Source organism: Cellvibrio sp. 25HG11W-0 (genome assembly GCF_057815475.1).
Genome location: NZ_CM174230.1, coordinates 1,839,975 through 1,862,571, shown reverse-complemented (window position 1 = coordinate 1,862,571; position 22,597 = coordinate 1,839,975). Strand labels below are relative to the sequence as shown.

General features: G+C 47.7%; 17 protein-coding genes. 2 read left to right on the top strand and 15 right to left on the bottom strand.

Annotated elements, in window-relative coordinates:
* Positions 1-211: 211 nt before the first annotated feature.
* Both AC0KUT_RS07635 and AC0KUT_RS07630 read left to right on the top strand, forming a co-directional pair.
* Positions 212-2,716: a YgiQ family radical SAM protein gene (locus tag AC0KUT_RS07635; RefSeq protein ID WP_488835676.1), complete on the top strand. Its 2,505-nt coding sequence runs from the start codon at positions 212-214 to the stop codon at positions 2,714-2,716.
* A gap of 236 nt (positions 2,717-2,952) precedes the next feature.
* Entirely contained in the window at positions 2,953-5,169 is a 2,217-nt protein-coding gene (locus tag AC0KUT_RS07630; RefSeq protein ID WP_488834837.1) for a protein kinase domain-containing protein, read from the top strand.
* A 94-nt stretch (positions 5,170-5,263) separates the two neighbouring features.
* Here the strand turns inward: AC0KUT_RS07630 and AC0KUT_RS07625 are convergent, their stop codons facing one another.
* The 15 genes from AC0KUT_RS07625 to uppS all read right to left on the bottom strand — a co-directional run bounded on the left by AC0KUT_RS07625 (position 5,264) and on the right by uppS (position 22,581).
* Entirely contained in the window at positions 5,264-6,211 is a 948-nt protein-coding gene (locus tag AC0KUT_RS07625; RefSeq protein WP_488834836.1) for an acetyl-CoA carboxylase carboxyltransferase subunit alpha, read from the bottom strand.
* A 255-nt stretch (positions 6,212-6,466) separates the two neighbouring features.
* Positions 6,467-6,919, bottom strand: a complete 453-nt coding sequence (locus tag AC0KUT_RS07620) for a CBS domain-containing protein (RefSeq protein ID WP_488834834.1) — start codon at positions 6,917-6,919, stop codon at positions 6,467-6,469.
* 171 nt (positions 6,920-7,090) lie between these two features.
* Complete coding sequence (dnaE, locus tag AC0KUT_RS07615) at positions 7,091-10,621, bottom strand: DNA polymerase III subunit alpha (RefSeq protein WP_488834832.1); 3,531 nt, start codon at positions 10,619-10,621, stop codon at positions 7,091-7,093.
* Between the two features lie 74 nt (positions 10,622-10,695).
* A complete protein-coding gene (locus tag AC0KUT_RS07610; RefSeq protein ID WP_488834830.1) occupies positions 10,696-11,019 on the bottom strand; it encodes a hypothetical protein in 324 nt (107 codons plus the stop codon).
* Between the two features lie 13 nt (positions 11,020-11,032).
* Complete coding sequence (rnhB, locus tag AC0KUT_RS07605; RefSeq protein ID WP_488835674.1) at positions 11,033-11,605, bottom strand: ribonuclease HII; 573 nt, start codon at positions 11,603-11,605, stop codon at positions 11,033-11,035.
* A gap of 46 nt (positions 11,606-11,651) precedes the next feature.
* Positions 11,652-12,836 (bottom strand): lipid-A-disaccharide synthase, encoded by a 1,185-nt coding sequence (gene lpxB / locus AC0KUT_RS07600; protein ID WP_488834828.1) that lies wholly within the window; start codon positions 12,834-12,836, stop codon positions 11,652-11,654.
* 43 nt (positions 12,837-12,879) lie between these two features.
* Positions 12,880-13,650, bottom strand: coding sequence for an acyl-ACP--UDP-N-acetylglucosamine O-acyltransferase (gene lpxA, locus AC0KUT_RS07595; RefSeq protein ID WP_488834826.1), 771 nt, complete (start codon positions 13,648-13,650; stop codon positions 12,880-12,882).
* 25 nt (positions 13,651-13,675) lie between these two features.
* Positions 13,676-14,113 carry a 3-hydroxyacyl-ACP dehydratase FabZ gene (gene fabZ, locus AC0KUT_RS07590; RefSeq protein ID WP_488834823.1) on the bottom strand — a complete coding sequence of 146 codons (438 nt, stop codon included), beginning with the start codon at positions 14,111-14,113 and terminating at the stop codon, positions 13,676-13,678.
* Positions 14,114-14,149: 36 nt separating this feature from the next.
* Complete coding sequence (gene lpxD / locus AC0KUT_RS07585; RefSeq protein ID WP_488834822.1) at positions 14,150-15,163, bottom strand: UDP-3-O-(3-hydroxymyristoyl)glucosamine N-acyltransferase; 1,014 nt, start codon at positions 15,161-15,163, stop codon at positions 14,150-14,152.
* A gap of 16 nt (positions 15,164-15,179) precedes the next feature.
* On the bottom strand, positions 15,180-15,692 hold the full coding sequence (locus tag AC0KUT_RS07580) for an OmpH/Skp family outer membrane protein (protein ID WP_488834820.1): 513 nt from the start codon (positions 15,690-15,692) through the stop codon (positions 15,180-15,182).
* A gap of 44 nt (positions 15,693-15,736) precedes the next feature.
* Positions 15,737-18,382 carry an outer membrane protein assembly factor BamA gene (gene bamA, locus AC0KUT_RS07575; protein WP_488835672.1) on the bottom strand — a complete coding sequence of 882 codons (2,646 nt, stop codon included), beginning with the start codon at positions 18,380-18,382 and terminating at the stop codon, positions 15,737-15,739.
* Between the two features lie 71 nt (positions 18,383-18,453).
* The gene (gene rseP, locus AC0KUT_RS07570; protein WP_488834818.1) at positions 18,454-19,806 is read right to left on the bottom strand and encodes an RIP metalloprotease RseP; all 1,353 of its coding nucleotides are present in this window, start codon (positions 19,804-19,806) and stop codon (positions 18,454-18,456) included.
* Between the two features lie 22 nt (positions 19,807-19,828).
* Positions 19,829-21,028, bottom strand: coding sequence for a 1-deoxy-D-xylulose-5-phosphate reductoisomerase (gene ispC, locus AC0KUT_RS07565; protein WP_488834816.1), 1,200 nt, complete (start codon positions 21,026-21,028; stop codon positions 19,829-19,831).
* Between the two features lie 4 nt (positions 21,029-21,032).
* Entirely contained in the window at positions 21,033-21,890 is an 858-nt protein-coding gene (locus tag AC0KUT_RS07560) for a phosphatidate cytidylyltransferase (protein ID WP_488834814.1), read from the bottom strand.
* Entirely contained in the window at positions 21,883-22,581 is a 699-nt protein-coding gene (gene uppS / locus AC0KUT_RS07555; RefSeq protein ID WP_488835670.1) for a polyprenyl diphosphate synthase, read from the bottom strand. Before uppS ends, AC0KUT_RS07560 begins: the two co-directional genes overlap by 8 nt.
* Positions 22,582-22,597 lie beyond the last annotated feature (16 nt).

The window sequence follows — 22,597 nt, the reverse complement described above, 5'->3', positions numbered from 1 at the left end:
ACTCTACATAGATGTTTAGAGGCGAAAAGTCGCCTCTGTTTGCATTTTTGCCTAGCTAATTCCCGCTCAAAAGAACTTTTACTGGGGAACAGGAACAGGTTTTTAGCCGAAGCTTTACCTTTAATTAGCCTAGCCGATGCGTTTAAGGCTGTATAGGCAAGCGGGTTTCTGGGACAATGGCCGCCTATTTCTCTGTAGTGCCCTTACCGCCATGAATACTCACGCCAAAAACCTCTTTTCCTACACCCGCTATTGGGCTGAAACCTACCTGCCCGCGCCTTTTTTGCCGATGACGCGCGCCGAGATGGATACCTTGGGCTGGGATAGCTGCGACATTATTATTGTGTGTGGCGATGCCTATGTGGATCACCCGAGTTTTGGTATGGCGGTCATAGGGCGCTTTTTGGAGTCCCAAGGGTTTCGCGTGGGCATTATCGCCCAGCCGGATTGGCGCAGCGCTGAGCCTTTTAAAGAGCTCGGCAAGCCCAATCTGTTTTTCGGTATCAGCGCCGGCAATATGGATTCCATGATTAACCGTTACACTGCCGATTTACGCATGCGCTCTGACGATGCCTATACCCCCGGCGGCATGGGCGGCAGTCGCCCTGACCGCGCAGTGACGGTATACAGCCAGCGCTGCAAAGAAGCCTACAAAGATGTGCCGATTGTTCTGGGCGGTATTGAAGCCAGCCTGCGCCGTATCGCCCAGTACGACTACTGGAGCAATGAAGTACGCCGCTCGGTATTGATAGACGCCACTGGTGACATTCTGCTCTACGGCAATGCCGAGCGCGCTATCGCCGAAATAGCCCATGAGTTGGCCAAAGGCCGCTCCATTAAGGATTTGGATTCGATTCGCGGCACCGTGGTAATCAAAAAAGAAGCGCCCGCTGGCTGGACCGAAATTGACTCCACGCGCATCGACTGGCCGGGCAATATCGACAAGCTACCCAATCCCTACGAATACCAACACAATCCCAAGTCGGTAGTGGATATAGCCAACACCGACAGCAATAACTCACAAGTAGGCATGCGCCAGTTAGACCCCGATAAAATGGCGGCGCAGATTGCCGAGTTAAACCCCGGCCAAGTGCAAACCCAAGGCTGCCCCGCGCAGGGTATGGAGAGCGAAAAAGCTTTCGACCCCAACGAGCCACAGCCGATTCGCATTATCCCCATGCCGCTACAAAACCGCAGCGACCTGTTGGATGAAGACAAGGTGTATGTGCGCCTGCCCGCCTTCGACAAGGTGCGCAATGATTCGATTTTGTACGCCCACGCCTCGCGCGTTTTGCACCAAGAAGCCAACCCTTACAACGCGCGCCCGCTGGTGCAAAAGCACGAGAACCGCGAAATCTGGGTAAACCCACCGCCCATTCCGCTGGAAACCGATGAGCTGGATGGCGTGTTTGACCTGCCCTATCAACGCGTGCCCCACCCCAGTTATGGCAAGGCAAAAATTCCCGCCTACGAAATGATTAAAACCTCGGTGAATATCATGCGCGGCTGCTTTGGCGGCTGTACCTTTTGCTCGATCACCGAACATGAAGGGCGCATTATTCAAAGCCGCTCGCAGGAATCTATTCTGCGTGAGATCGAAGACATCCGCGAAAAAGTGCCAGGCTTTACTGGCCATATTTCCGACTTAGGCGGCCCTACGGCGAATATGTATCGCCTCACCTGCAAAGACATGCCTACGCTATCCAAATGCCGCCGCTTGTCCTGCGTCTACCCCACTATTTGTAAAAACCTGATTACCGACCACAAGCACACCACCGCGCTCTATCGTGCGGTGCGCAATGTGCGCGGTGTTAAGCGGGTGTCGGTAGCTTCTGGGCTGCGCTACGACTTGGCGGTACTGGACCCAGAATATGTAAGAGAATTAGTCACGCACCATGTGGGCGGCTATTTAAAAATTGCCCCCGAGCACACCGAAGACGGCCCGCTCGCGCAAATGATGAAGCCCAAAATGAGCAGCTACTACGAATTCAAACGCATGTTTGATAAGTTCTCGAAAGAAGCGGGCAAAGAGCAGTTTTTAATTCCCTACTTTATCGCCGCCCATCCAGGCACGCGCGATGAAGACATGCTTAACATGGCGCTCTGGCTCAAGAAAAATAATTTCGAAGTGGATCAAGTGCAAACCTTTTACCCATCGCCCATGTCGCTGGCAACGGCCATGTATGTGAGCGAGCGCAACCCGCTTAAAAAGCTTACCTACAAGAGTGGGAAGATCACCATTCCACGCGGTTTGGAACAGCGCCGTTTGCACAAAGCTTTGCTGCGCTATCACGATAAAGCCAACTGGCCGATTATTCGCGAAGCACTCACCAAAATGCGCAAAGGTCATTTAATTGGCTCCAGCGCCTCGGCGTTAATTCCCGCTGAAACTGCGGGTGAACGCGCTGGTACTGCTAATCGCGGCAGCAAGCCACGCGGTGCTAACCCACAGGCGCGCACGGCGAGCCCACAAGCACGCGTAGGGCAAAAACCCAATACACCCGCGTACAAAACCAAGAAAGCGCCCGCGGCTAAAGCTTTTGGCGATAAGTTTGAAAGCGCAAAAAAATTCAACACAGAAGCCAATGGATCGAAAGCCACTGCGGCAAAATCTGCTACTCACTCAGCAGCTAAGACATTTACAGCAAAGCCGAATGGTGGGAAAGGTACTAAACCTTCCACCAAAGCCTTCATCAAACCCAGCAAGAAGCGCTAAAAGGTGGGAGTAAGTATCTATAGACTAACTAGAGTGCAGGTGTAAACCCTGCACTCTAGTTAGTCTTTTACGAATACTTATTCGCCCCAGCACACCACTTATTACACACCCGGGCCTCATGAGATTGGCGCAAAAAAAGCCAACAACGACAAGCCAACAAATGACATCAAATTTATTGGCTGACTTTTAAGTTTTTACCTGACTTTAATTTTTAAAACCCGGCTGAACTTTAGACTATGCAAATCCCTGGCTACAAAATCATTCGCAAAATTAACAGCGGCGGCATGGCCAGTGTTTATTTGGCGATTCAGCTGAGCATTGGGCGCACAGTTGCACTCAAAATCATGAAGCCCGCACTCGATCAAGACCCAGAGTTTCATCAGCGTTTTCAGCGCGAAGCGGAAATCACTGGGCAACTAAGTCAGCCTAATATCATTCCCATTTACGATATTGGCCGCCATGAGGGCTTTAACTATATCTCCATGGAATACTTGCCAGAGGGTTCGCTCGAGCAAAAAATTTCAGCAGGTATTTCGCCCGACAAAGCCTTGCAAATTACCAAAGGTATAGCTGCCGCACTAGAGCATGCTCACGCCAAGGGCTATGTACACCGAGACATTAAACCTGAGAATATTTTATTTCGCGCAGACAACACACCAGTGCTCACCGATTTTGGTATAGCGCGCGCTCTCAAACGCAAATCTACTATGACTCAGGTCGGCGCCGTTATAGGCACACCCTACTACATGAGCCCAGAGCAAGCCAAAGGGCAAACAACGGATGGCCGTTCAGATTTATACAGCTTGGGCGTGGTGCTCTACGAAATGCTCACGGGTGAAAAACTATTCCACGCCGAAGACTCACTCAGCTTGGGTATTAAACACATCCAAGAAGCGCCCCCTGCATTGCCTCTGCGCATCTTTGCCTGGCAAGCCATACTGGATAAATTACTTGCCAAAGACCCCGCTAAACGCTTTCAGCAGCCGCGTGAACTCATCACCGCCTTGGAACGGCTGGGTGACAACCTCAACCCATTAGGAGATTCCCAGCACAATCACCATAGCCTGCAGTTATTCAAAGCAATCCTGCAATTGCTGCTAAAAGACAGCCGCAGCTACGCTATGAGCATATTAAGTGGAAGTCTGCGACTGTTTCACAAACATACAGGTACAAAGGCTACAGAAGCCGTTATTACGCCGCTGGCGAACACTCAGCTTACCCATGCACAAACTGCGATCACCTCTGTAATTCAAGTCCCAGCTAAAAAACATTTTTGGCAGCGTCCTTCACTCTATGTCTATGTGACTATGGGTTTGCTCGCGCTCATCGCAGCCGCCAATTTTAGCGGAAGCCAAAATACAACCAGAGGCAATTGGGCAGCGCTGGTTGGCAAAGAACCATCAAGGATACCGGCAGCACCTGCACCCAAAGCCGCCGTAGTCACAAGAGAAAAAACAGACAAAAATAGCAGCGCGCTTCCAGTGGCCAAACAATTTCCGCTCACCATTCAAGCAGACCCCCTAAGTGCCCGTATTCGCATTTTAAATATCAAAGAAAAATACTCACCAGCCATATTACTCACGCCAGGTAATTACCAAGTTAAAGTTAGCGCCCCAGGCTATAGCACCTACAACGACTGGGTCACGCTCAATGCTGACCGACAAGATATTCACATCAAACTACAACCTAAAACCAAGAGCGCAGAAGACCTATTAACACCAGAGCTGATCTACATCACCGCCGCCAACTTCCTCATGGGCGATGCCAGCCAAGCAGAGCACAAGCCTTTGACCAAGGTATTCCTACGCAAAAATTATTACATTGGGCAATTTGAAGTAACCTTCGATGAATACGATTATTTTGCGGTAGCCACTAACCGCAACCTACCAAACGATGAAGGCTGGGGCCGAGGTAGGCGTCCCGTCATCAATGTAAGTTGGGATGATGCGCAGGCCTATGTAAATTGGCTGAGTAAAACCACAGGGACAACTTACCGTCTACCGAGGTCTGCGGAATGGGAATTCGCTGCGCGCGGCAAAACTACTGGGCGTTTTTGGTGGGGCAATAACACCCAAGATGCCTTAGGGCGCGCTAACTGCCAAGGGGACTGCAAACCTCTAATGGAGAATCTACTTAGCGGTATTTTCTCCGCTAGCACCGATGTTGTCGGCAGTTATCCACCTAACGACTGGGAATTGTATGACACAGCGGGCAATGTAGCGGAATGGGTAGAAGACTGCGCAGAGGACAATCTTGGCGATAACCTGCAGTGCACCACGCGTACTATTCGCGGCGGCTCCTTTATGGACGATGCACCTCATATCGCTAGTCATGCACAAACCGGTGAAGCACAGGCTTACAGCGATAAAACGATCGGCTTTAGAGTTTTAAAAGAAGAACCTCTACAGCAGAATATTTTCCAAAAAATATTTCGCAACAACCCTTTTCGATAACGTCTTTTTCATTTTGAGAACATAAAAAAACCGCTGATATGGCAGCGGTTTTTAGGGCAATACTTGAGTTCAACTAGGATGCGGTCTCGGAAAATCAGTTCCCGTAGCTCATCAAACGTTGATAGCGGCGCTCTAAGAGAGCATCCATAGGTTCTCTGCTCAGTTTATCTACCTGAGAAACCAAGCGCTCACGCAGCTTTTTGGCCATTTCATCGACATTGCGATGTGCGCCACCCAAAGGCTCTGGGATAGTTTCATCCACAATACCTAAGTCTTGCAGCACCTTGGATGTCACACCCATGGCTTGGGCCGCTTCCGGTGCCTTAGCAACGGTTTTCCAAATAATATTGGCGCAACCTTCTGGGGAAATAACAAAGTAGGTTGAGTACTGCAGCATGTTCAACTGATCGCCCACGCCTATCGCCAAAGCACCACCTGAAGAACCTTCACCAATTACCGTACAGATAATGGGTGTGCGCAAACGCGACATTACCGCAAGGTTTTGCGCAATCGCTTCCGAAATACCGCGCTCTTCTGAGTCAATGCCCGGATAAGCTCCAGGGGTGTCTATAAGGGTAATAACAGGTAACTTAAAGCGCTCAGCCATTTGCATCAGACGCAATGCCTTACGATAGCCCTCTGGTTTGGGCATACCGAAATTACGCATCACTTTTTCACTGACGGTACGGCCTTTCTCTTCACCAATTATCATGACAGGCTTGCCATCTAAGCGCGCAACACCGCCGATAATCGCGTGATCATCGCCAAAGTGACGGTCGCCGTGCAGTTCATCAAAGTCGGTAAATACGCGGCTGATGTAATCTGATGTATAAGGGCGATGGGGGTGACGCGCAACTTTCACTACATCCCAAGCGGTTAACTTGGAATAAATGGTTTCGGTCAATTTGGTACTTTTTTCGCGCAATTTGGCGACTTCATCAGCGATGTTCACATCTGAACTATTGCCAACCAGCTGCAATTCTTCAATCTTGCCTTCAAGCTCGGCGATGGGCTGTTCAAAATCTAGGAAATTCAGATTCATATCGGGCTCTTAGTCGGGGTAGAAAACTACCAAAAATCTTGTAGGTTAGGTGCCCTTCCGCTATTTAAGGAAGCGTTACGTCCACCTAGAGTGGCGACACAATTGGAGCGCTACCTTACGCGAAATAGCGAATTTAGTCGATCTTTTCAGATGAATTTGAAGTGATTTCAACAGTTTAAGCAGGCTTTTAAAAGTCACTCGCGCAAGCGTATAGGGCCAGAGGTCTTCCCTCTGAGTCCCAATACACAAAAATATCTAGCTTATCGATTGAGTAACAGCAAATGCGGGGCGCGGACTTTGATGAGAGAAGTAACTACCGCTATTGCTGCTTAGCGCCTGAAGGATCATACGGCGAGTAATTAAACCGACCAGTTTGCCCCTTTCAACAACGGGATATATTTTGGGCTTGTTACCTAGCATCGTTTCTGCAATCTCCAAGATGCTGGCATCGGGACTTACCGTCAACACATCAGTTCGCATAATGCTGGTGACCAGCGCTGTCTCCTCGCGGTAAAAACTACTATTGAGCATATCTTTCATGCAATCCTGCTCAGAGACAAATCCAACAAGGGCATTGGTGTCATCAATAACTGGCGCACCGCTTAGGGAATTTTTTAATAAATGAGCCACAACTTCGCGCACATCCGCACTCGATTTAATGGCCTGCACATTCGCCTGCATATAATCTTTTACGAATAAAGACAACATAACAATACCCTCTAATAGACTCCGTCTTTTACAGTGTAGCCCTATAGAGGGCGCAATAAAGACTTTGCCTGAGGTTGTTTATATTAACTTTTTCTATACAGGGCGCTGGATAAAAGCAAACCTAAGCTTGCCAGACTAAAAAATTGCAGAAGATATGGTGCAAAGGACAGATCAATAGACCAACTTCACCGCTCCTGCGCCATAACTATCGCGCAATCGCTGCAACAAATCATCTTCAGGGCGCACATGCCAAGCAGCGCCTAATCGCAGCTGCGCACGTGCATCGCTACGCTGATAGTCAATCACCAAGGGACAGCGCGCCTCTTGCTGCGGGGTTTGACGATAGGGCTCTAATATTTCTCCAAGATCGCGTACAAAGCTGGCAGGCAAAGCCCCCGACTCCACGCTTAAACACAACTCGCGCGCTCTTTCTTGGCGAACATCCGCCAATAAACGCACTGACTCTGCACTCATTTTTAACATGCCACTAAAGTCATCGTATTTAACCTGGCCACTGATCACCAGCAATCCGTCTTTCAACAAAATATCGCGCGCATTATTATAAATTTCGGAAAAAAGCGTGATGTCCATACGCCCTGTACGATCATCGAGGGTGAGAATCGCCAAATTATCGCCGCGCTTGGTTTTCACAATACGCTGAGAAATAATTAAACCTGAAATAGTTTGATTCGATTTATCTGGTTTGAGATTGGCAATACGCGAGCTAACCAAATGGGTTAACTCACTTTCATATTCATCAATAGGATGGCCCGTGAGATAAAGCCCAAGTGTTTCTTTCTCAGAATTCAAGCGCTCCTTCATAGTCCAGGTGCGCACGCGCCGAAAATCGCTGTACACATCGCCCGTGCTTGGGTCTGCCGCTATCACAGTCCCGAATAAATCCATCATGCCCGCATTATTATTTGCGGCTGTTTGCTCCGCTGTTTTCACCGCTTCGCCCATAGCCGCAAACATGACTGCACGGTCATGATCTATGCCGCGCGTGGGGCTAGAATCTTTCGGCATCAAATTATCGGCGGCGCCCGAGCGAATAATGGCCTCCATGGCGCGTTTGTTAACTTTGCGCGCATCTATTCGCGCGCAGAAATCAAATAAATCTTTAAAGGGGCCACCTTCATTGCGCGCGGCGATGATGCTATCGACTGGCCCCTCACCCAAGCCTTTAATCGCACCTAAGCCATAAATAATTTGACCGGCATCATTCACCGTAAAATGAAATTCACCCGAGTTAACATCCGGCGGCAGCAGCTGCAATTTCATCTGCCGACTTTCTTCGATGAAGGTTACCACCTTGTCGGTTTTATCCATGTCCGATGACATGGTTGCTGCCATAAAGTGCGCGGGGTAATGTGCTTTTAACCAAGCCGTTTGATAAGACACCAACGCATAGGCCGCCGAGTGAGATTTATTAAAGCCATAGCCCGCAAATTTTTCTACCAAGTCAAAAATACGCGTTGCCAATTCAGGATCAACGCCTTGGCTTTTGGCACCCGCTGCAAAAACTTCACGCTGCTTAGCCATTTCCTCTGGTTTCTTTTTACCCATGGCGCGGCGCAACATGTCTGCACCACCTAAGGTATAACCGGCAAGTACCTGAGCAATTTGCATGACCTGTTCTTGGTAAACAATTACGCCGTAGGTAGGTTCCAACACTGGTTTCAAACTCATGTGCTGAAAGTTTGCATCGGGATAGGCAACCTGCGCGCGACCGTGCTTACGGTTAATAAAGTCATCTACCATGCCCGACTCAAGTGGGCCAGGACGAAACAGTGCCACCAATGCAATTAAGTCTTCGAGGTTGTCTGGCTGCAATCGCTTAATCAGATCTTTCATACCGCGCGATTCCAACTGGAATACGGCGGTCGTTTCTGCACGCTTTAACAACGCAAAAGTCTTCGCATCGTCAAGCGGAATCGCCATTATATCGAGTGGCGCTTCACCGGTTTTTATGCGCTGCTTATCGATCATAATGCGCGCCCAATCGATAATAGTAAGGGTGCGCAAGCCAAGGAAGTCGAACTTCACAAGCCCCGCCTCTTCCACATCACCTTTATCAAATTGGGTTACGAGGCCACCGCCAGTTTCATCGCAATAGAGCGGTGAAAAATCAGTTAGCTTGGTAGGCGCAATTACAACGCCCCCCGCATGTTTACCCACGTTGCGTGTTAAGCCTTCTAACTGAACTGCCATCTCCCAAATTTCACCGGCATCGCCATCAGTGGCAATAAACTCTTTAAGCATCGGCTCTTCCACTAAGGCTTGTGCCAAGGTCATACCGGGTGTCGGCGGAATCATTTTTGAAAGTTTATCGGCAAGGCCGTAGGATTTTCCCTGCGCACGCGCTACGTCGCGCACTACTGCTTTGGCGGCCATAGTACCGAAAGTGATAATTTGACTTACCGCATCGCGACCATAGTTATCCGCCACATAGGAGATAACCTTATCGCGGTTATCCATGCAAAAATCGATATCGAAATCCGGCATGGAAACCCGTTCAGGGTTAAGAAACCGCTCAAAGAGCAAATCGTATTGCAATGGATCCAAGTCAGTAATTTTTAACACATAAGCTACGAGCGACCCAGCACCCGAACCACGACCTGGCCCTACAGGAATATCATGGTCTTTAGCCCACTGGATAAAGTCCATTACAATAAGAAAGTAACCGGGGAATTGCATTTGGATAATAATATCCAATTCAAAATTTAGTCGGTCATCATAAACTTTGCGCTGTGCAGCATAATCACTCGCAGATTTGTCGAGGATACGTTCAAGTCGAGCATCCAACCCTTTAAAAGAAATTTGACGGAAGAATTCTGCTTCCGTCAGCCCTTCGGGAATAGGAAACTCCGGTAAAAAGCATTGGCCTAATTTAATGTTGATAGTGCAGCGCTTAGCGATTTCAAGAGTATTCGCCAAGGCTTCGGGGATATCGCTAAACAACTCAGACATTTCTTCTGCAGTGCGCAAATATTGTTGGTCACTATAACGACGCTCGCGGCGCGGATCATCCAGCGCCCGCCCCTCACTGATACAAACACGCGCCTCGTGCACTTCAAATTCATCTTGTTTCAAAAAGCGGACATCATTGGTTGCCACTACAGGGCAATCAAGTTCTTGCGCTAGGGCAACAGCCGCATGCACATGATTTTCATCGTTCTCGCGCCCGGTGCGCTGCAACTCTAGATAAAAACGATCAGGAAAATCTTGCATCCAAGCAACCAATAACTCTTTCGCCTGATCAGCACGACCACCAAGCAGCGACATGCCCACATCGCCCAACTTTCCACCCGAGAGCGCTATGACACCAGCACTGTATTCACTAACCCAAGCGCGTTGGATATAGGCCACGCCTTGTTGCTGTCCATGACGCCAAGCGCGCGACATAAGCTCAATAATATTTTTATAACCCTGATCATTCAACGCCAACAACGTAAGCAGTGTTGGCTTTCCCTCACTATCGCTGGGCGCCATAAAAAAATCGCAACCCGCAATCGGCTTAACACCCGCACCCTGCGCTGCCTTATAAAATTTGATCAAGCCATAAAAGTTAGTTTGATCTGTAATTGCACAAGCGGGCATATCCAGCTCCGCAACGCGCTTCACCAAAGGCTTGATGCGCACTAGGCTATCCGCGAGTGAAAATTCAGTATGCAAACGAAGATGTACGAAATTAGCAACCATGGTATTTTCTTATGACGCAAAAGTGCGTTTAACTGAAATAATGAAGCGCAACGCGCAAGTGATGGACTAAAGATTTAATAGCGACACACAAATTTTAAATCGCTGAGCGCGATCCAAAGCACATTTTCTGTGGTTTCTGTGGTTTCTGTGATTTCTGTGGTTGAAGTAACCAAGCCCAAACTGGCTAAGCTCTGATCAAAGACAACCAAAACCGAGGGGAATGATTTGAGTTCGCGCACCACTCCATCAACCAATGCACCCTTAGTATTCAGCAGCAGCCAATAGTTATATTGTTTTTGAGTGGCCGACGGGGTGCAACTCAACCCCATATAGCTATTGAGCAGAACTCTCTTACCAGGAGCCAAATGCTGACCATCATGCGCGCACTGAATAGCCATAAACACATCCACATTATTTGAAGAGTTTCATCTGCTCGATACAAGCTCTTACCGGCGCATAGGACCTACGATGGATAGGTGTTATACCTAAGCTTGTCAGCGCATCCATATGCACCTTTGTTGGGTAACCTTTATGTCCGGCAAAACCATAGCCGGGATAAATGGCGTCCAATGCAATCATCTCGCGGTCGCGGGTAACCTTAGCAAGGATTGATGCAGCACTTATAGCCGTCACTCGGCTATCGCCCTTCACAACCGCTTCAGCCGCATAATGCCACTTGGGTAATTTATTACCATCAACCAAGACGTGCTCTGGCTGTATATGTAACCCCTCTACCGCTCGCTTCATGGCTAATAGACTTGCTTGCAAAATATTAATTTGATCAATTTCTTCAACCGAAGCGCGCGCTATACACCAGCTAATCGATTTTTGCTTAATCTCATCAAACAATAATTCGCGTTTTTTTTCAGTGAGTTTTTTGGAATCATCTAAGCCAACAATCGGTTGCTGCGGGTCGAGTATAACCGCAGCAGCAACCACATCACCGGCCAGTGGGCCGCGCCCTACCTCATCGCAGCCCGCCATTAATAAACCGCTGTAACAACTTATAAAAGGCTCAAGCACACACTACCTACTGATTCGCTGAGGGAGAGTCTTCAGCATTTTGCCGAGCGCTCCCTGTTATTAAATGGGCTACAGCTTCTGCCGCCCTTCGACTTGCATCGCGCTTTAATTCCTGATGCATATCCGCAAAGCTATGCCGTAAAGCTTCTGTTTCATCAGGGTTTTCAAAATAATTCATAATGGCGGCACTAAGCGTGGTCGCCGTAGCTTTACCTTGCAACAACTCAGGCACTAACATTTTTTGAGCGAGCAAATTAGGCAGCGATACAAAAGGCGTTGTCACCAACCAAGATAAAATCTTAAAGCTAAGCGCCGCCATTTTATAGGCGACCACCATAGGCTTTTTGAGCAGTAGAGCTTCTAATGTCACTGTACCAGAAGCAACTAATACGACATCAGCAGCAGCCATCACCTCATGAGAGTGGCCATTGAAAAGCTCTATAGGAAAGTCAACATAATCTGTAAGCTGAATGTGCAGCTGGCGATAACGCTCGGGATTAGCGGCGGGAATAATAAAACGCAAACTGGGATCTTGCTCTAAACAAAATACCGCAGCATGCATAAATAAACTGCCCATGCGCTCAACTTCACTGCTGCGACTACCCGGCAGAAGCGCGACTATACGTCCCTCCTCGGGTAAACCCAAGGTCTTACGTGCAGCGACTTTATCGACAAAGAATGGAATCTCATCTGCTAAATGATGACCAACAAATTCAACGGGGACATTATGTTCTTGATAAAAGCGCGCTTCAAAAGGCAATAGCGTAAGCATTAAGTCCACTGAGCGGGCAATTTTAAATACACGCTTTTGTCGCCATGCCCATACTGATGGGCTGACATAGTGTACTGTTTTAACACCCTGTGCTTTGAGTGCCCCTTCAAGACTAAGATTAAAATCTGGCGAATCAATACCGATAAACACAGCGGGTTTATTAGCAATAAAATGTTCACGCAAAAATTTACGGATACGCAGCAATTCAGGCAAGCGCTTTAGCGGCTCAATTAATCCCATAACGGCGAGACGATCTTGCGGAAAATAGGAATGAAAGCCCTGCGCCAACATACGCGGACCACCTATTCCAGAGAATTCAGCAGAGGGAAAAATTTTGCGCAGCTCAAGCATTAAGGCTGCGCCGAGAATATCACCGGAGGCTTCACCGACTACAATACCAATGTGTACGTGATCAGACACTCAGCCCTCCGGCGCATAATATATAATGAAAAACAGACAGATGTTAACGCACTATACCGCGCGTTGAAGCATGCAATGAATCCACCAATAGGTTGAGCGCGGCACACTCATCTTGCATGGGTTTGAGCTGCGCCAAGGCTTCATCAAGCGTGAGGCCGCGCCGATAAATAATCTTGTAGGCTTTGGTTAATATAGCTACGTCTTCCTTACTAAAACCTCGTCGACGCAGGCCTTCCGCATTGATACTTTTAGCTTCCGCGGGACTGCCAGTCACCATTACATACGCAGGTACATCTTTACCTATAGCACTGCCCATGCCTGAAAAACTATGAGCACCGATGTGGCAGAACTGATGAACCAAGGTATAACCACTTAAAATGGCCCAGTCGCCAATATAAACGTGACCTGCGAGGGCAGTATTGTTAACCAAAATGCAGTGGTTACCAATTACGCTGTCATGCCCCACATGGACATAGGCCATCAATAAATTATGATTGCCAATGGTTGTTTCGCTGCGATCTTGCACGGTACCGCGATGGATAGTGACACCTTCGCGAATAATATTGTTGTCACCAATTACCAGACGAGTAGGTTCACCTTTGTATTTCAAGTCAGGCGTGTCTTCGCCAATCGTTGAAAATTGATATATCTGGTTCTGCTTACCTATTTTTGTCGGACCTTTAATCACCACATGGGAGGCGATTACCGAACCTTCGCCAATCTCTACATCGGCACCAATAAGAGTCCAAGGGCCAATGCTAACATTGGCCCCTATCTTTGCATCAGGATGAATAATTGCTTGGGAGTGAATCAAAATGGGTTCTCGCTAGGTTGCTTTGCTAAACCTTGCGGTCGGCGCAGAGAATAGTTGCAGAAGCCGCGAGCACACCATCCACTGTGGCCTTACATTCAAATTTCCAAATACCGCGTTTTTCAGAAATAACACGAGACTCTAATTGCAGGCGATCACCGGGAATTACTTGCCGTTTGAAACGAACATCATCCACACCCGCAAACAGATAAATAGAACCATCTTGAGGTTTTTTATTCATCGTTTTAAAACCGAGAATACCTGAAGCCTGCGCCATAGCCTCAATAATCATTACACCTGGGAATACTGGACTCTGAGGGAAGTGACCATTAAATACTTCTTCATTCACCGTAATATTTTTGTAAGCGACAATGGATTCGCCTTCGACCAATTCAATTACGCGATCCACCAACAAAAAAGGATAACGGTGCGGAAGGTATTCGCGTATTTCGTTAACATCCATCATGGTCTAAGACCCCAAAAAATTATATTAATCAATATCTTACTTGCGCTCTAGTTTAATTAAGCGCACCGCAAGTGCATCAAGTTGACGGAAACGGGCCGCATTTTTGCGCCAGTCTTTGGTAGGTGCCAAAGGCACACCAGAAGAATAGGAACCCGCCTCAGTAATTGAGCTAGAAACCATACTCATGCCGGTAATATGAACTCTATCAGCCAAGGTTAGGTGGCCTGCAATAGCAACCGCCCCCGCAATAGTGCAATTATCACCTATTGTGGTGCTCCCTGCGATGGCTGTGTGCGCCGCCACGGCAGTATTTTTACCTATGCGTACATTGTGACCGATTTGCACCAAGTTATCGATGATGACACCATCAGCCAACTCAGTATTGTCTAAGGCACCGCGATCAATACAACTATTAGCACCTATTTCGACCTTATCACCAATGATCACCCCGCCCAATTGATGGATTTTAATCCAGCCACCTGCGTTGGGTGCGAAACCAAAACCATCAGCACCAATCACACAACCACTGTGAAAAATACACTGCGCGCCAATCGTCACGCCATGATAGATACTCACATTAGCCGCTAAGCGCGTGCATTCACCAAGGATGCTATTAGCACCGACAAAACTGCCTGCACCTATAACAACGCCATCGCCAAGCTGCACCCCCTCTGCAATTACCGCATTAGGGCCAATAGAAACATCGCGGCCAATAACTGCATCGCTAGCTACGACAGCACTCGCATCAATAGATTGGCTCGCAACAGGCGCAACATCAAACAGGGCTGATGCGTACGCATAAGCAACATAGGGATTCACTAGCAATAATTTATTGCCGGAAAACTCATGAGCAAAATCAGGGTGAATTAACACTGCACCAGCGCTCGACGTAGGCAGATATTTTTTATAGGCGGGATTGGCAATAAAACTTAGATCTGACAACCCCGCTGTCTGCAGGGTCGCCAAAGCACTTATTTCATGTTGCGGGTTGCCGCTAAGCTCAGCATTGAGAATAGTGGCAAGTTCAGCAAGAGAATAAGAGCGTTTCACAGAGAGTTCGCTAACACTATTTGGCTTTATTCAAAAGCTCAGTAACTTTCTGTGTTAAGTCATGTTCAGGTTTAGCCATCATGACCGACTTCGCATCAACGATCATGGTGATTTTTTCTGATTCAACCAGCTGTTTAACAATAGCCTCCATTTTTGGAGCCATTTCTTGCATTAATTGCTGCGCTAAAGCCTGTTGTTCACCTTGAAGTTTTTTACCTTCAAATTGATAGTCAGCCGCAAGACTTTGCATTTTCTTTTCGCTCTCAGCACGTTTAGTATCATCCCAAGTCATGCTGTCTTTTTTATAGGCAGCTTGCAGCGCTTTAATATCCGCAGTAAGGCCATCTAACTTAGCTTTAGTTGCCGCAAAATCAGCACCTTTTTGCATTTTTTCAAATCTAGCTTTTGCAGCCGCCGTGCCCATGATGGCAGCAGTTGGATCAAGTACAACAATCTTTCCTTCGGCCCAAGAGATTGCTGACATTAACGACAGAGCAACGACAGCAAATAGTTTTTGTGTAGCAGTCACGATCTATACCTCATTGATAAAATTAAGTGTTAATTGTTATGTTTTTAAAACGTTTGACCTAGCGAAAATTGGAATATTTCTGTTCGGTCGTATTCATTTTTATTCAGTGGTTCAGCAATACTGAATGTCATAGGTCCGAACCCTGAAATCCATACCAAGCCCAAGCCCACTGAAGCATTCATATTTTCAAAGCCAACATCGTAGCAGTTTAATTGCCCTACGCCGCAATTGGTATCAAAAACATTTCCCGCGTCAAGAAAGAAGGTGGTTTGCAAGGAGCGCTGATCCTTAATAAAGGGCAGCGGGAAAATAATCTCAGCGCCACCTTCAATCAGCACGTTGCCCCCAAAAGCACCGCGGGTGCGGCCCACAGACGCATTGGTATTGACAGAACTCACTAATTGGCCCGGTTCACAATATCCAATATTATTTGCATAACCTGGCAAACTAGGGTCCTCACAAAGGACATAAGCCAGCCCTGAGCGCTCAGAAGGCTGCGCAATACCATCGCCATTACGATCATCCCAATTTAAATAACTGGCATTGCTCTCTGATATCGTACGCTGCGGAGTAGCTCGTGGACCTAAGGTATTACGCTCAAAACCGCGCACTGAACCAAAACCACCTGCATAGTAATTTTCAAAAAATGGCAGTCTTTCCAAATCACCATAAGCTTCGGCATAACCCAAATGAGTATGTAAGCGCAAAGTCAAGGCACGAGTTAGTGGTACAAAAAGCTGGCCGGTATAGTCAAACTTATAATATTCCAAGTCGCCACCTGGCAGTGACAACTCAAACGATACCTGTTGCTGCGCGCCTCGTGTTGCTAAGATGCCGCGGTTTAATGTCGACTTCAGCCAATAGAGATTTAGTTGCGCATCATTAAAAGTGTCACCATAGAGATCCAAAAAGCCAGGTGTCCCCATTACATCATCTGTCAGAGGTAAATATTCATAGGTGCCATCAGGAAAATCGACGCCCTGACTAACTTTTTGTAGTAGCTCATAGTTTTGCGCTTGCGTTATATAACCTAAATTAGAATCCCATGACGGTGAGCGGATAATTTCCTGCGAGGAATAAGCAGTATTTTTTACTTCTAAGCTACGCAAGCCAATATCAAACCCAATACGTTCAATGTCCGAAATAGGATAGCCAAAGTTCAGTTTTCCGCCGTAGACATTAGTACTGTAAGGCGTCACATTGTAAGACGCATAATCGCTTTGGGTGTAATACAAACTAAAGCCACGACTTACACCATCTGAAGTAAAGTAAGGATCGCTATAGTTAAAGTTATAAGCAGTTTGATATTTGTTGTGGCTAAAGCTGAAACCAACCTGTTTACCCGTACCAAACCAGTTGTTTTGTTGAATGTTTGCTGAAAACAAAACACCCGAATATTGCGCATAACCAACCTGTAAGCCCATGCTTCCGGAAGGCTGCTCTTCAACCGTATACTCAACATCAATTTGATCAGAAGTACCAGGTACTTCTTTGTTTTCAACTTTCACCTCTTTAAAGAACCCAAGACGCTCCAAGCGTACTTTAGAGTTTTCAATTTGCGCAGAGTTGGCCGAGCCACCCTCCATTTGGCGCATTTCACGGCGCAGCACTTCATCAATAGTTTTGGTATTGCCGCGGAAATTAATGCGATTAACATAAGCACGTTTTCCGGGTTCGATGAAAAAGGTGATTTTTACTGTTTTATCTTCATCGTTGCGCTCTGGCATACCTTCAACCTTCGCAAAGGTGTAGCCCTCGTTACCTAAGCGTTTAGTCATGTACTCTTCAGAGGTGGTCATCAGTATTTGCGAGAAAATTTGACCTTCGCGCATCAATATCATGGCGCGAATAATATTTTCATCAATCGCAGGATCGCCCGCCAGCTCAACACCACTTACACGATAAATTTCACCCTCAGTGACATTTACGGTAACGAAAATTTGCGATTTATCAGGGCTGAGCGAAATTTGCGAAGAGTCGAGTTTGAAGTTCAAATAACCGCGATCCATATAATAGGATTCGACACGCTCCAAATCACCTTTCAGTTTTTCTTTAGAGTACTTGTCATTGCCTGAAATCCACGACCAAAAACCTGTGGTTTTTAGTTCAAATAAATCAACCAGCTCTTCATCGGTGAAAACACTATTGCCAACAATATTGATTTGCTTAATACGTGCGACGCTGCCTTCATCAATCTTCACCAACACTTTAATTTGGTTGCGCGGCATATCTTCGGTTTCAATTTTAACGCTGGCGCCATAGCGCCCCTGATTCACATATTCACGCTGTAGTGCTTGAGTAATTCCTTCAAGTGTCGCGCGCTGAAAGATTTGCCCTTCGGATAAATTATTATCCTTAAGACTATCCATCAGATTCTCTGTTTTGATGGCCTTATTGCCTTTCAGCTCAATTTTATTGATGGCGGGACGCTCTTTAATCACGAGCACAAGCACATCGCCATCACGCTTCATGGCAACATCGGCAAAATAACCCGATTTAAACAGCTCGCGCGTCGCATTTTGAATGTCAGATTGGGTGAGCACATCGCCCACGCGAATCGGTAAGGTACTGAATACGGTACCTGCCGAAACGCGCTGTAAGCCTTCAACACGAATATCGCTTACACGGAAGGTCTGTGCGTTAGCAGCAACAGAAAGAAGCAGTACAAACAGGCAACAAAAGAGGCGCATCGAAACTCGTATCATAAAATTGTCTAATCATTAGTGGATTGGTTAGGACTTGAACACCAAGGCCAAGCTCATCAAAGCCGGGTAAGATCGTTATAAAGTGCTAGCAGACTCAAACTGATGACCAAAAACAGCCCCAGCTGATAGCCCAGCATCTGCACTTTGTCGGACACCGGTTTCCCCTTAATTACTTCAAGTAGATAATAAAATAAATGTCCACCATCCAATACCGGTATAGGTAAAAGGTTAAAAACCGCTAAAAAAACACTCAGCAATGCCACAAAACCAATAAAGCTGATCAACCCACTCTCAGCGGAAGAGCCCGCCACCTTAGCAATGCTGATGGGTCCACTCAAGTTTTTCGTGGATATTTCGCCAAGTATCAATTTTTTGACTGATAAAAGTACAAAAGCAGAGGTTTCCCAGGTTTTATTGACCCCTGCTACGAAGGCGCCAAGAAACGAATAGCTGTATTTACTGAGCACTTCATCAGGCTGTGTGTATTCTTTAACCTGCACACCCACTCGCCCAATAACTTTTCCGCCCTCCTCTAGGGATTCAGGCGTTAACTCAAGCATCAAGGGTTGACCTTCACGCTCAATGCTCAGCTGAAGGAGCTCATTCGGACGCTCACGCACATAGGTTACCCACTCGCGCCAACCCTCAATCCGCTGCTCATTTACACCAAGAAGTACATCATTGACTTTAAGGCCCGCGCGTTCTGCAGGGCTGCCAACAACAACATCACCAACTACGGCAGGGATTTTTGGAAACTGTAGGCTTAGCCCTAAGCCCGCAATGGGATCAGGTGCCTCTGCCTCTCGCAGCCACTTGTCTAAGCGGGCCTCAGAGTGATATTGGAAATGTGACTCAGCATAGGCAACCGTGAAGGTGATAGTACCCGATTCACCTAAGCGACTAATAAGCGCTTTATTTAAGGCTTGCACACTAGGCGTGGGCTTATCATCTACTGCAATAATTTGCTGCCCCGCCTCTAAGCCCGCATACGCAGCAATAGAACCCGGCTCTACTTTACCCACTATGGGCGCTATATTGACCTGCTCTAGGAGCATTAGCCCCCAGAATAAAAACACAGCGAGAATAAAATTTGCCAAGGGACCTGCCGCAACAATTGCCATCCGCTGCCACACGGTTTTGTTATTAAACGCACTACCACGCTCTTCGGGTGCGACGTCACCTTCGCGTTCATCAAGCATTTTGACGTAACCACCCAAAGGCAGCGCCGCTAAGGCGAACTCTGTACCCTGCTTATCCTGCCAGCGCCAAAGCACCTTGCCAAAACCAATGGAAAAACGCAGCACCTTTACACCGCAGCGACGCGCCACATAGAAGTGCCCGAACTCGTGAATTGAAACAAGAATAAGTAACGCCACTAGGAAAGACGCCAAGGTGTGTACTAACTGCATTCAAACGACCTCATGATCAATGTTACGAACCCGCAATAAGCTGGCGAGCCAAGGCTCTCGCCTCAAGATCGGCCTCTTGGACTTGCGCAAGCGACTTAGGTTCGCACACGGGTAGTTTTTCCAACACCTCGGCGATAACGCGGGAAATTTGATCAAAGCGTAATTGGGATGCGAGAAATGCAGCCACCGCGACCTCATTGGCAGCATTTAATAATGCTGGCGCTGTTCCGCCTATTTTAGCTGCCGTTTGCGCAAGAGCCAGACAGGGGAAGCGCTCATAGTCTGGCGCACTAAAATCAAGACGCGCCGTGGCGATTAAATCGAGACTAGACACACCAGAGTAGATACGCTCCGGCCAAGCTAAGGCATGGGCTATAGGTGTACGCATATCAGGATTGCCTAGCTGCGCCAATACGGAGCCATCAACGTACTCAACCATCGAGTGAATGACGCTTTGCGGGTGGATTACCACCTCAACTTGCTCAACACGCGCATTAAATAGCCAGCAGGCCTCAATCAGCTCCAAGCCTTTATTGAGCATAGTGGCAGAATCCACCGAAATCTTTTGCCCCATACTCCAATTGGGATGGGCACATGCCTGCTCTGGCGTAACTTTTTGCAGGTCAGCCAAGGGGGTCGTTCGAAATGGGCCGCCAGAAGCGGTTAATAGAATTTTGCGCACGCCGCTTGAAACCAAACCCTGTGCGAGAAAGTCCGCGCGATGATTAGGTAAGCATTGAAAGATCGCATTGTGTTCGCTATCGATGGGCAGCAAAATCGCATTAGACTCTGTCACTGCCTGAGTAAACAAGCCACCCGCCATCACCAAGGCTTCTTTATTGGCCAAGAGCACTTTTTTACCCGCCTTTACCGCGGCAAGTGTAGGCAACAATCCTGCCGCCCCTACAATCGCTGCCATAACAGTATCGACATCATCGTGGCTTGCTACTGATGCGAGAGCTTCATCGCCCAATAATACCTCAGTCACACAACCCCGTTGGCGCAACTCCTGTGCAAGAGAATGAGCCGCATCAGCATCTTTCAACACAGCGTAGCGCGGCTGATGCTCTAAACACTGCAGTGCCAGCAACTGCCATTTACGCTCTGCGGTGAGCGCAAAGACTTTGTAACGATCTGGGTGACGCCCCAAAACATCAAGCGTACTCACGCCTATAGAGCCGGTTGCGCCGAGCACAGTAATCTGCTGAAGGGTTTGTTGCATAGCCTTAACCTACAACCCCATTCAATGCAAACGCATTGCTTAACAAAAGTGCTAATGCAAAAACAGGTGCAGCAGCCGTTATGCCATCTACACGATCCAGAATGCCGCCATGTCCAGGCAAAATACTGCCACTATCTTTTACACCGGCATGACGTTTAACCATACTTTCTAATAAATCACCCAAAACTGAAATCAAACTGGTAGGAACTATTACTAAAAGCACCAACAACCAATTCAATTCAAGAACTAAAGTCAGGATCGACGCAAGCAGCACATTAGCCATGAGACCACCGGCGAAGCCCTCCCAGGTTTTGCCTGGGCTGACAGCGGCTGCCAACTTGTGCTTTCCAAAGCGACGCCCAACAAAATAGCCACCGCTATCTGCCACCGCGACAACCAAGATTAATAGCAGCACCAAATAAGCGCCATTAAGTTGCTGACGCACATAAACCAAGGCAATCCACGTGGGAAGCAATACCATCACACCCATAAGTAAGCGCAAGAGTCTATTACCCCAAAGAATGGCACTGCTCGGATAGCCTTGTACAAGCAACAAACCTAGAGCCCACCAACTGCAACCAATAACCAGTAGATCCTGAATTGCAGCCTGATTCAAACTGGGCGAAGCTTCGCCTTTAAAGCCCAAATAGTAGGCGGCGCCAAACAACAACAATAAAACAAGTCCAGCGTAGGCAATGCGCTGCCAAATCGCCGTAAACCCAGCTAAATTAGCCCACTCCCAAGCACCAATGAGTACCACGGCACCGATAAAGAAGGAGAAATAACCGGAAGGTAAACCAAAGAGTGCAGCCAAAAACACAATAATGAGCACAATGGCGGTATAAACACGCTGTTTAAGCATTAAGAGCACCCGCCTCAACTTGATCACCGGTCAGACCAAAACGGCGCTGACGCTCATAAAAACTGTTAGTGGCGATTTTAAGCTCTGCCCCATCGAAATCTGGCCAGAGCTTATCGCTAAAATAAAGCTCAGCATAAGCGGCCTGCCACAACAAAAAATTGCTGATACGCACTTCGCCGCCGGTACGAATTAATAGATCCAAGGGCGGCAAATCGGCCAAACTGGTGTAATTATGCAGACTATCCTCATTGACATCTTCAGGGCTAAGGCTGCCATCTGCGACTGCCTGTGCCATCTGCTGTGCGGCTTGTGCTATATCCCAGCGGCCGCCGTAATCTGCTGCGATCACAAGGGTAGTTTTACCGCCCAGAGTTGTCGCTTCAGCAGCGGCTATCGCTTTTTGAATAGAAGGAGTGAACCGAGAGCGATTACCAATAACTCGTAAACTTACATCTTTCTTCTTTAGAGCCTTGGCTTCATTGTTGAGGTAGAGATTAAATAGCGACATCAGCGCCTCCACCTCTCTCGGTGGACGCTTCCAGTTTTCGCTGCTAAAGGCAAAAACAGTCAGCACTTCAACACCCAACTCCTGACAGGCCGACATGACATCGCGAATGCGCTCTACGCCTACCTTGTGGCCGGCAACTCCTGCCATTCCCCGCTGTTTGGCCCAGCGATTATTACCATCCATAATAATTGCAACATGG

Excerpts from the sequence above, each read along its gene's own strand:
- AC0KUT_RS07630 (WP_488834837.1), top strand. The coding sequence starts at position 2,953 with ATGCAAATCCCTGGCTACAAAATCATTCGCAAAATTAACAGCGGCGGC.
- AC0KUT_RS07620 (WP_488834834.1), bottom strand. The coding sequence starts at position 6,919 with ATGTTGTCTTTATTCGTAAAAGATTATATGCAGGCGAATGTGCAGGCC.
- rnhB (WP_488835674.1), bottom strand. The coding sequence starts at position 11,605 with ATGGCGGGCTGCGATGAGGTAGGGCGCGGCCCACTGGCCGGTGATGTG.
- ispC (WP_488834816.1), bottom strand. The coding sequence starts at position 21,028 with ATGCAACAAACCCTTCAGCAGATTACTGTGCTCGGCGCAACCGGCTCT.
- rseP (WP_488834818.1), bottom strand. The coding sequence starts at position 19,806 with ATGCAGTTAGTACACACCTTGGCGTCTTTCCTAGTGGCGTTACTTATT.
- fabZ (WP_488834823.1), bottom strand. The coding sequence starts at position 14,113 with ATGATGGATGTTAACGAAATACGCGAATACCTTCCGCACCGTTATCCT.
- AC0KUT_RS07560 (WP_488834814.1), bottom strand. The coding sequence starts at position 21,890 with ATGCTTAAACAGCGTGTTTATACCGCCATTGTGCTCATTATTGTGTTT.
- AC0KUT_RS07635 (WP_488835676.1), top strand. The coding sequence starts at position 212 with ATGAATACTCACGCCAAAAACCTCTTTTCCTACACCCGCTATTGGGCT.
- uppS (WP_488835670.1), bottom strand. The coding sequence starts at position 22,581 with ATGGATGGTAATAATCGCTGGGCCAAACAGCGGGGAATGGCAGGAGTT.
- AC0KUT_RS07610 (WP_488834830.1), bottom strand. The coding sequence starts at position 11,019 with ATGGCTATTCAGTGCGCGCATGATGGTCAGCATTTGGCTCCTGGTAAG.
- AC0KUT_RS07625 (WP_488834836.1), bottom strand. The coding sequence starts at position 6,211 with ATGAATCTGAATTTCCTAGATTTTGAACAGCCCATCGCCGAGCTTGAA.
- dnaE (WP_488834832.1), bottom strand. The coding sequence starts at position 10,621 with ATGGTTGCTAATTTCGTACATCTTCGTTTGCATACTGAATTTTCACTC.
- bamA (WP_488835672.1), bottom strand. The coding sequence starts at position 18,382 with ATGCGCCTCTTTTGTTGCCTGTTTGTACTGCTTCTTTCTGTTGCTGCT.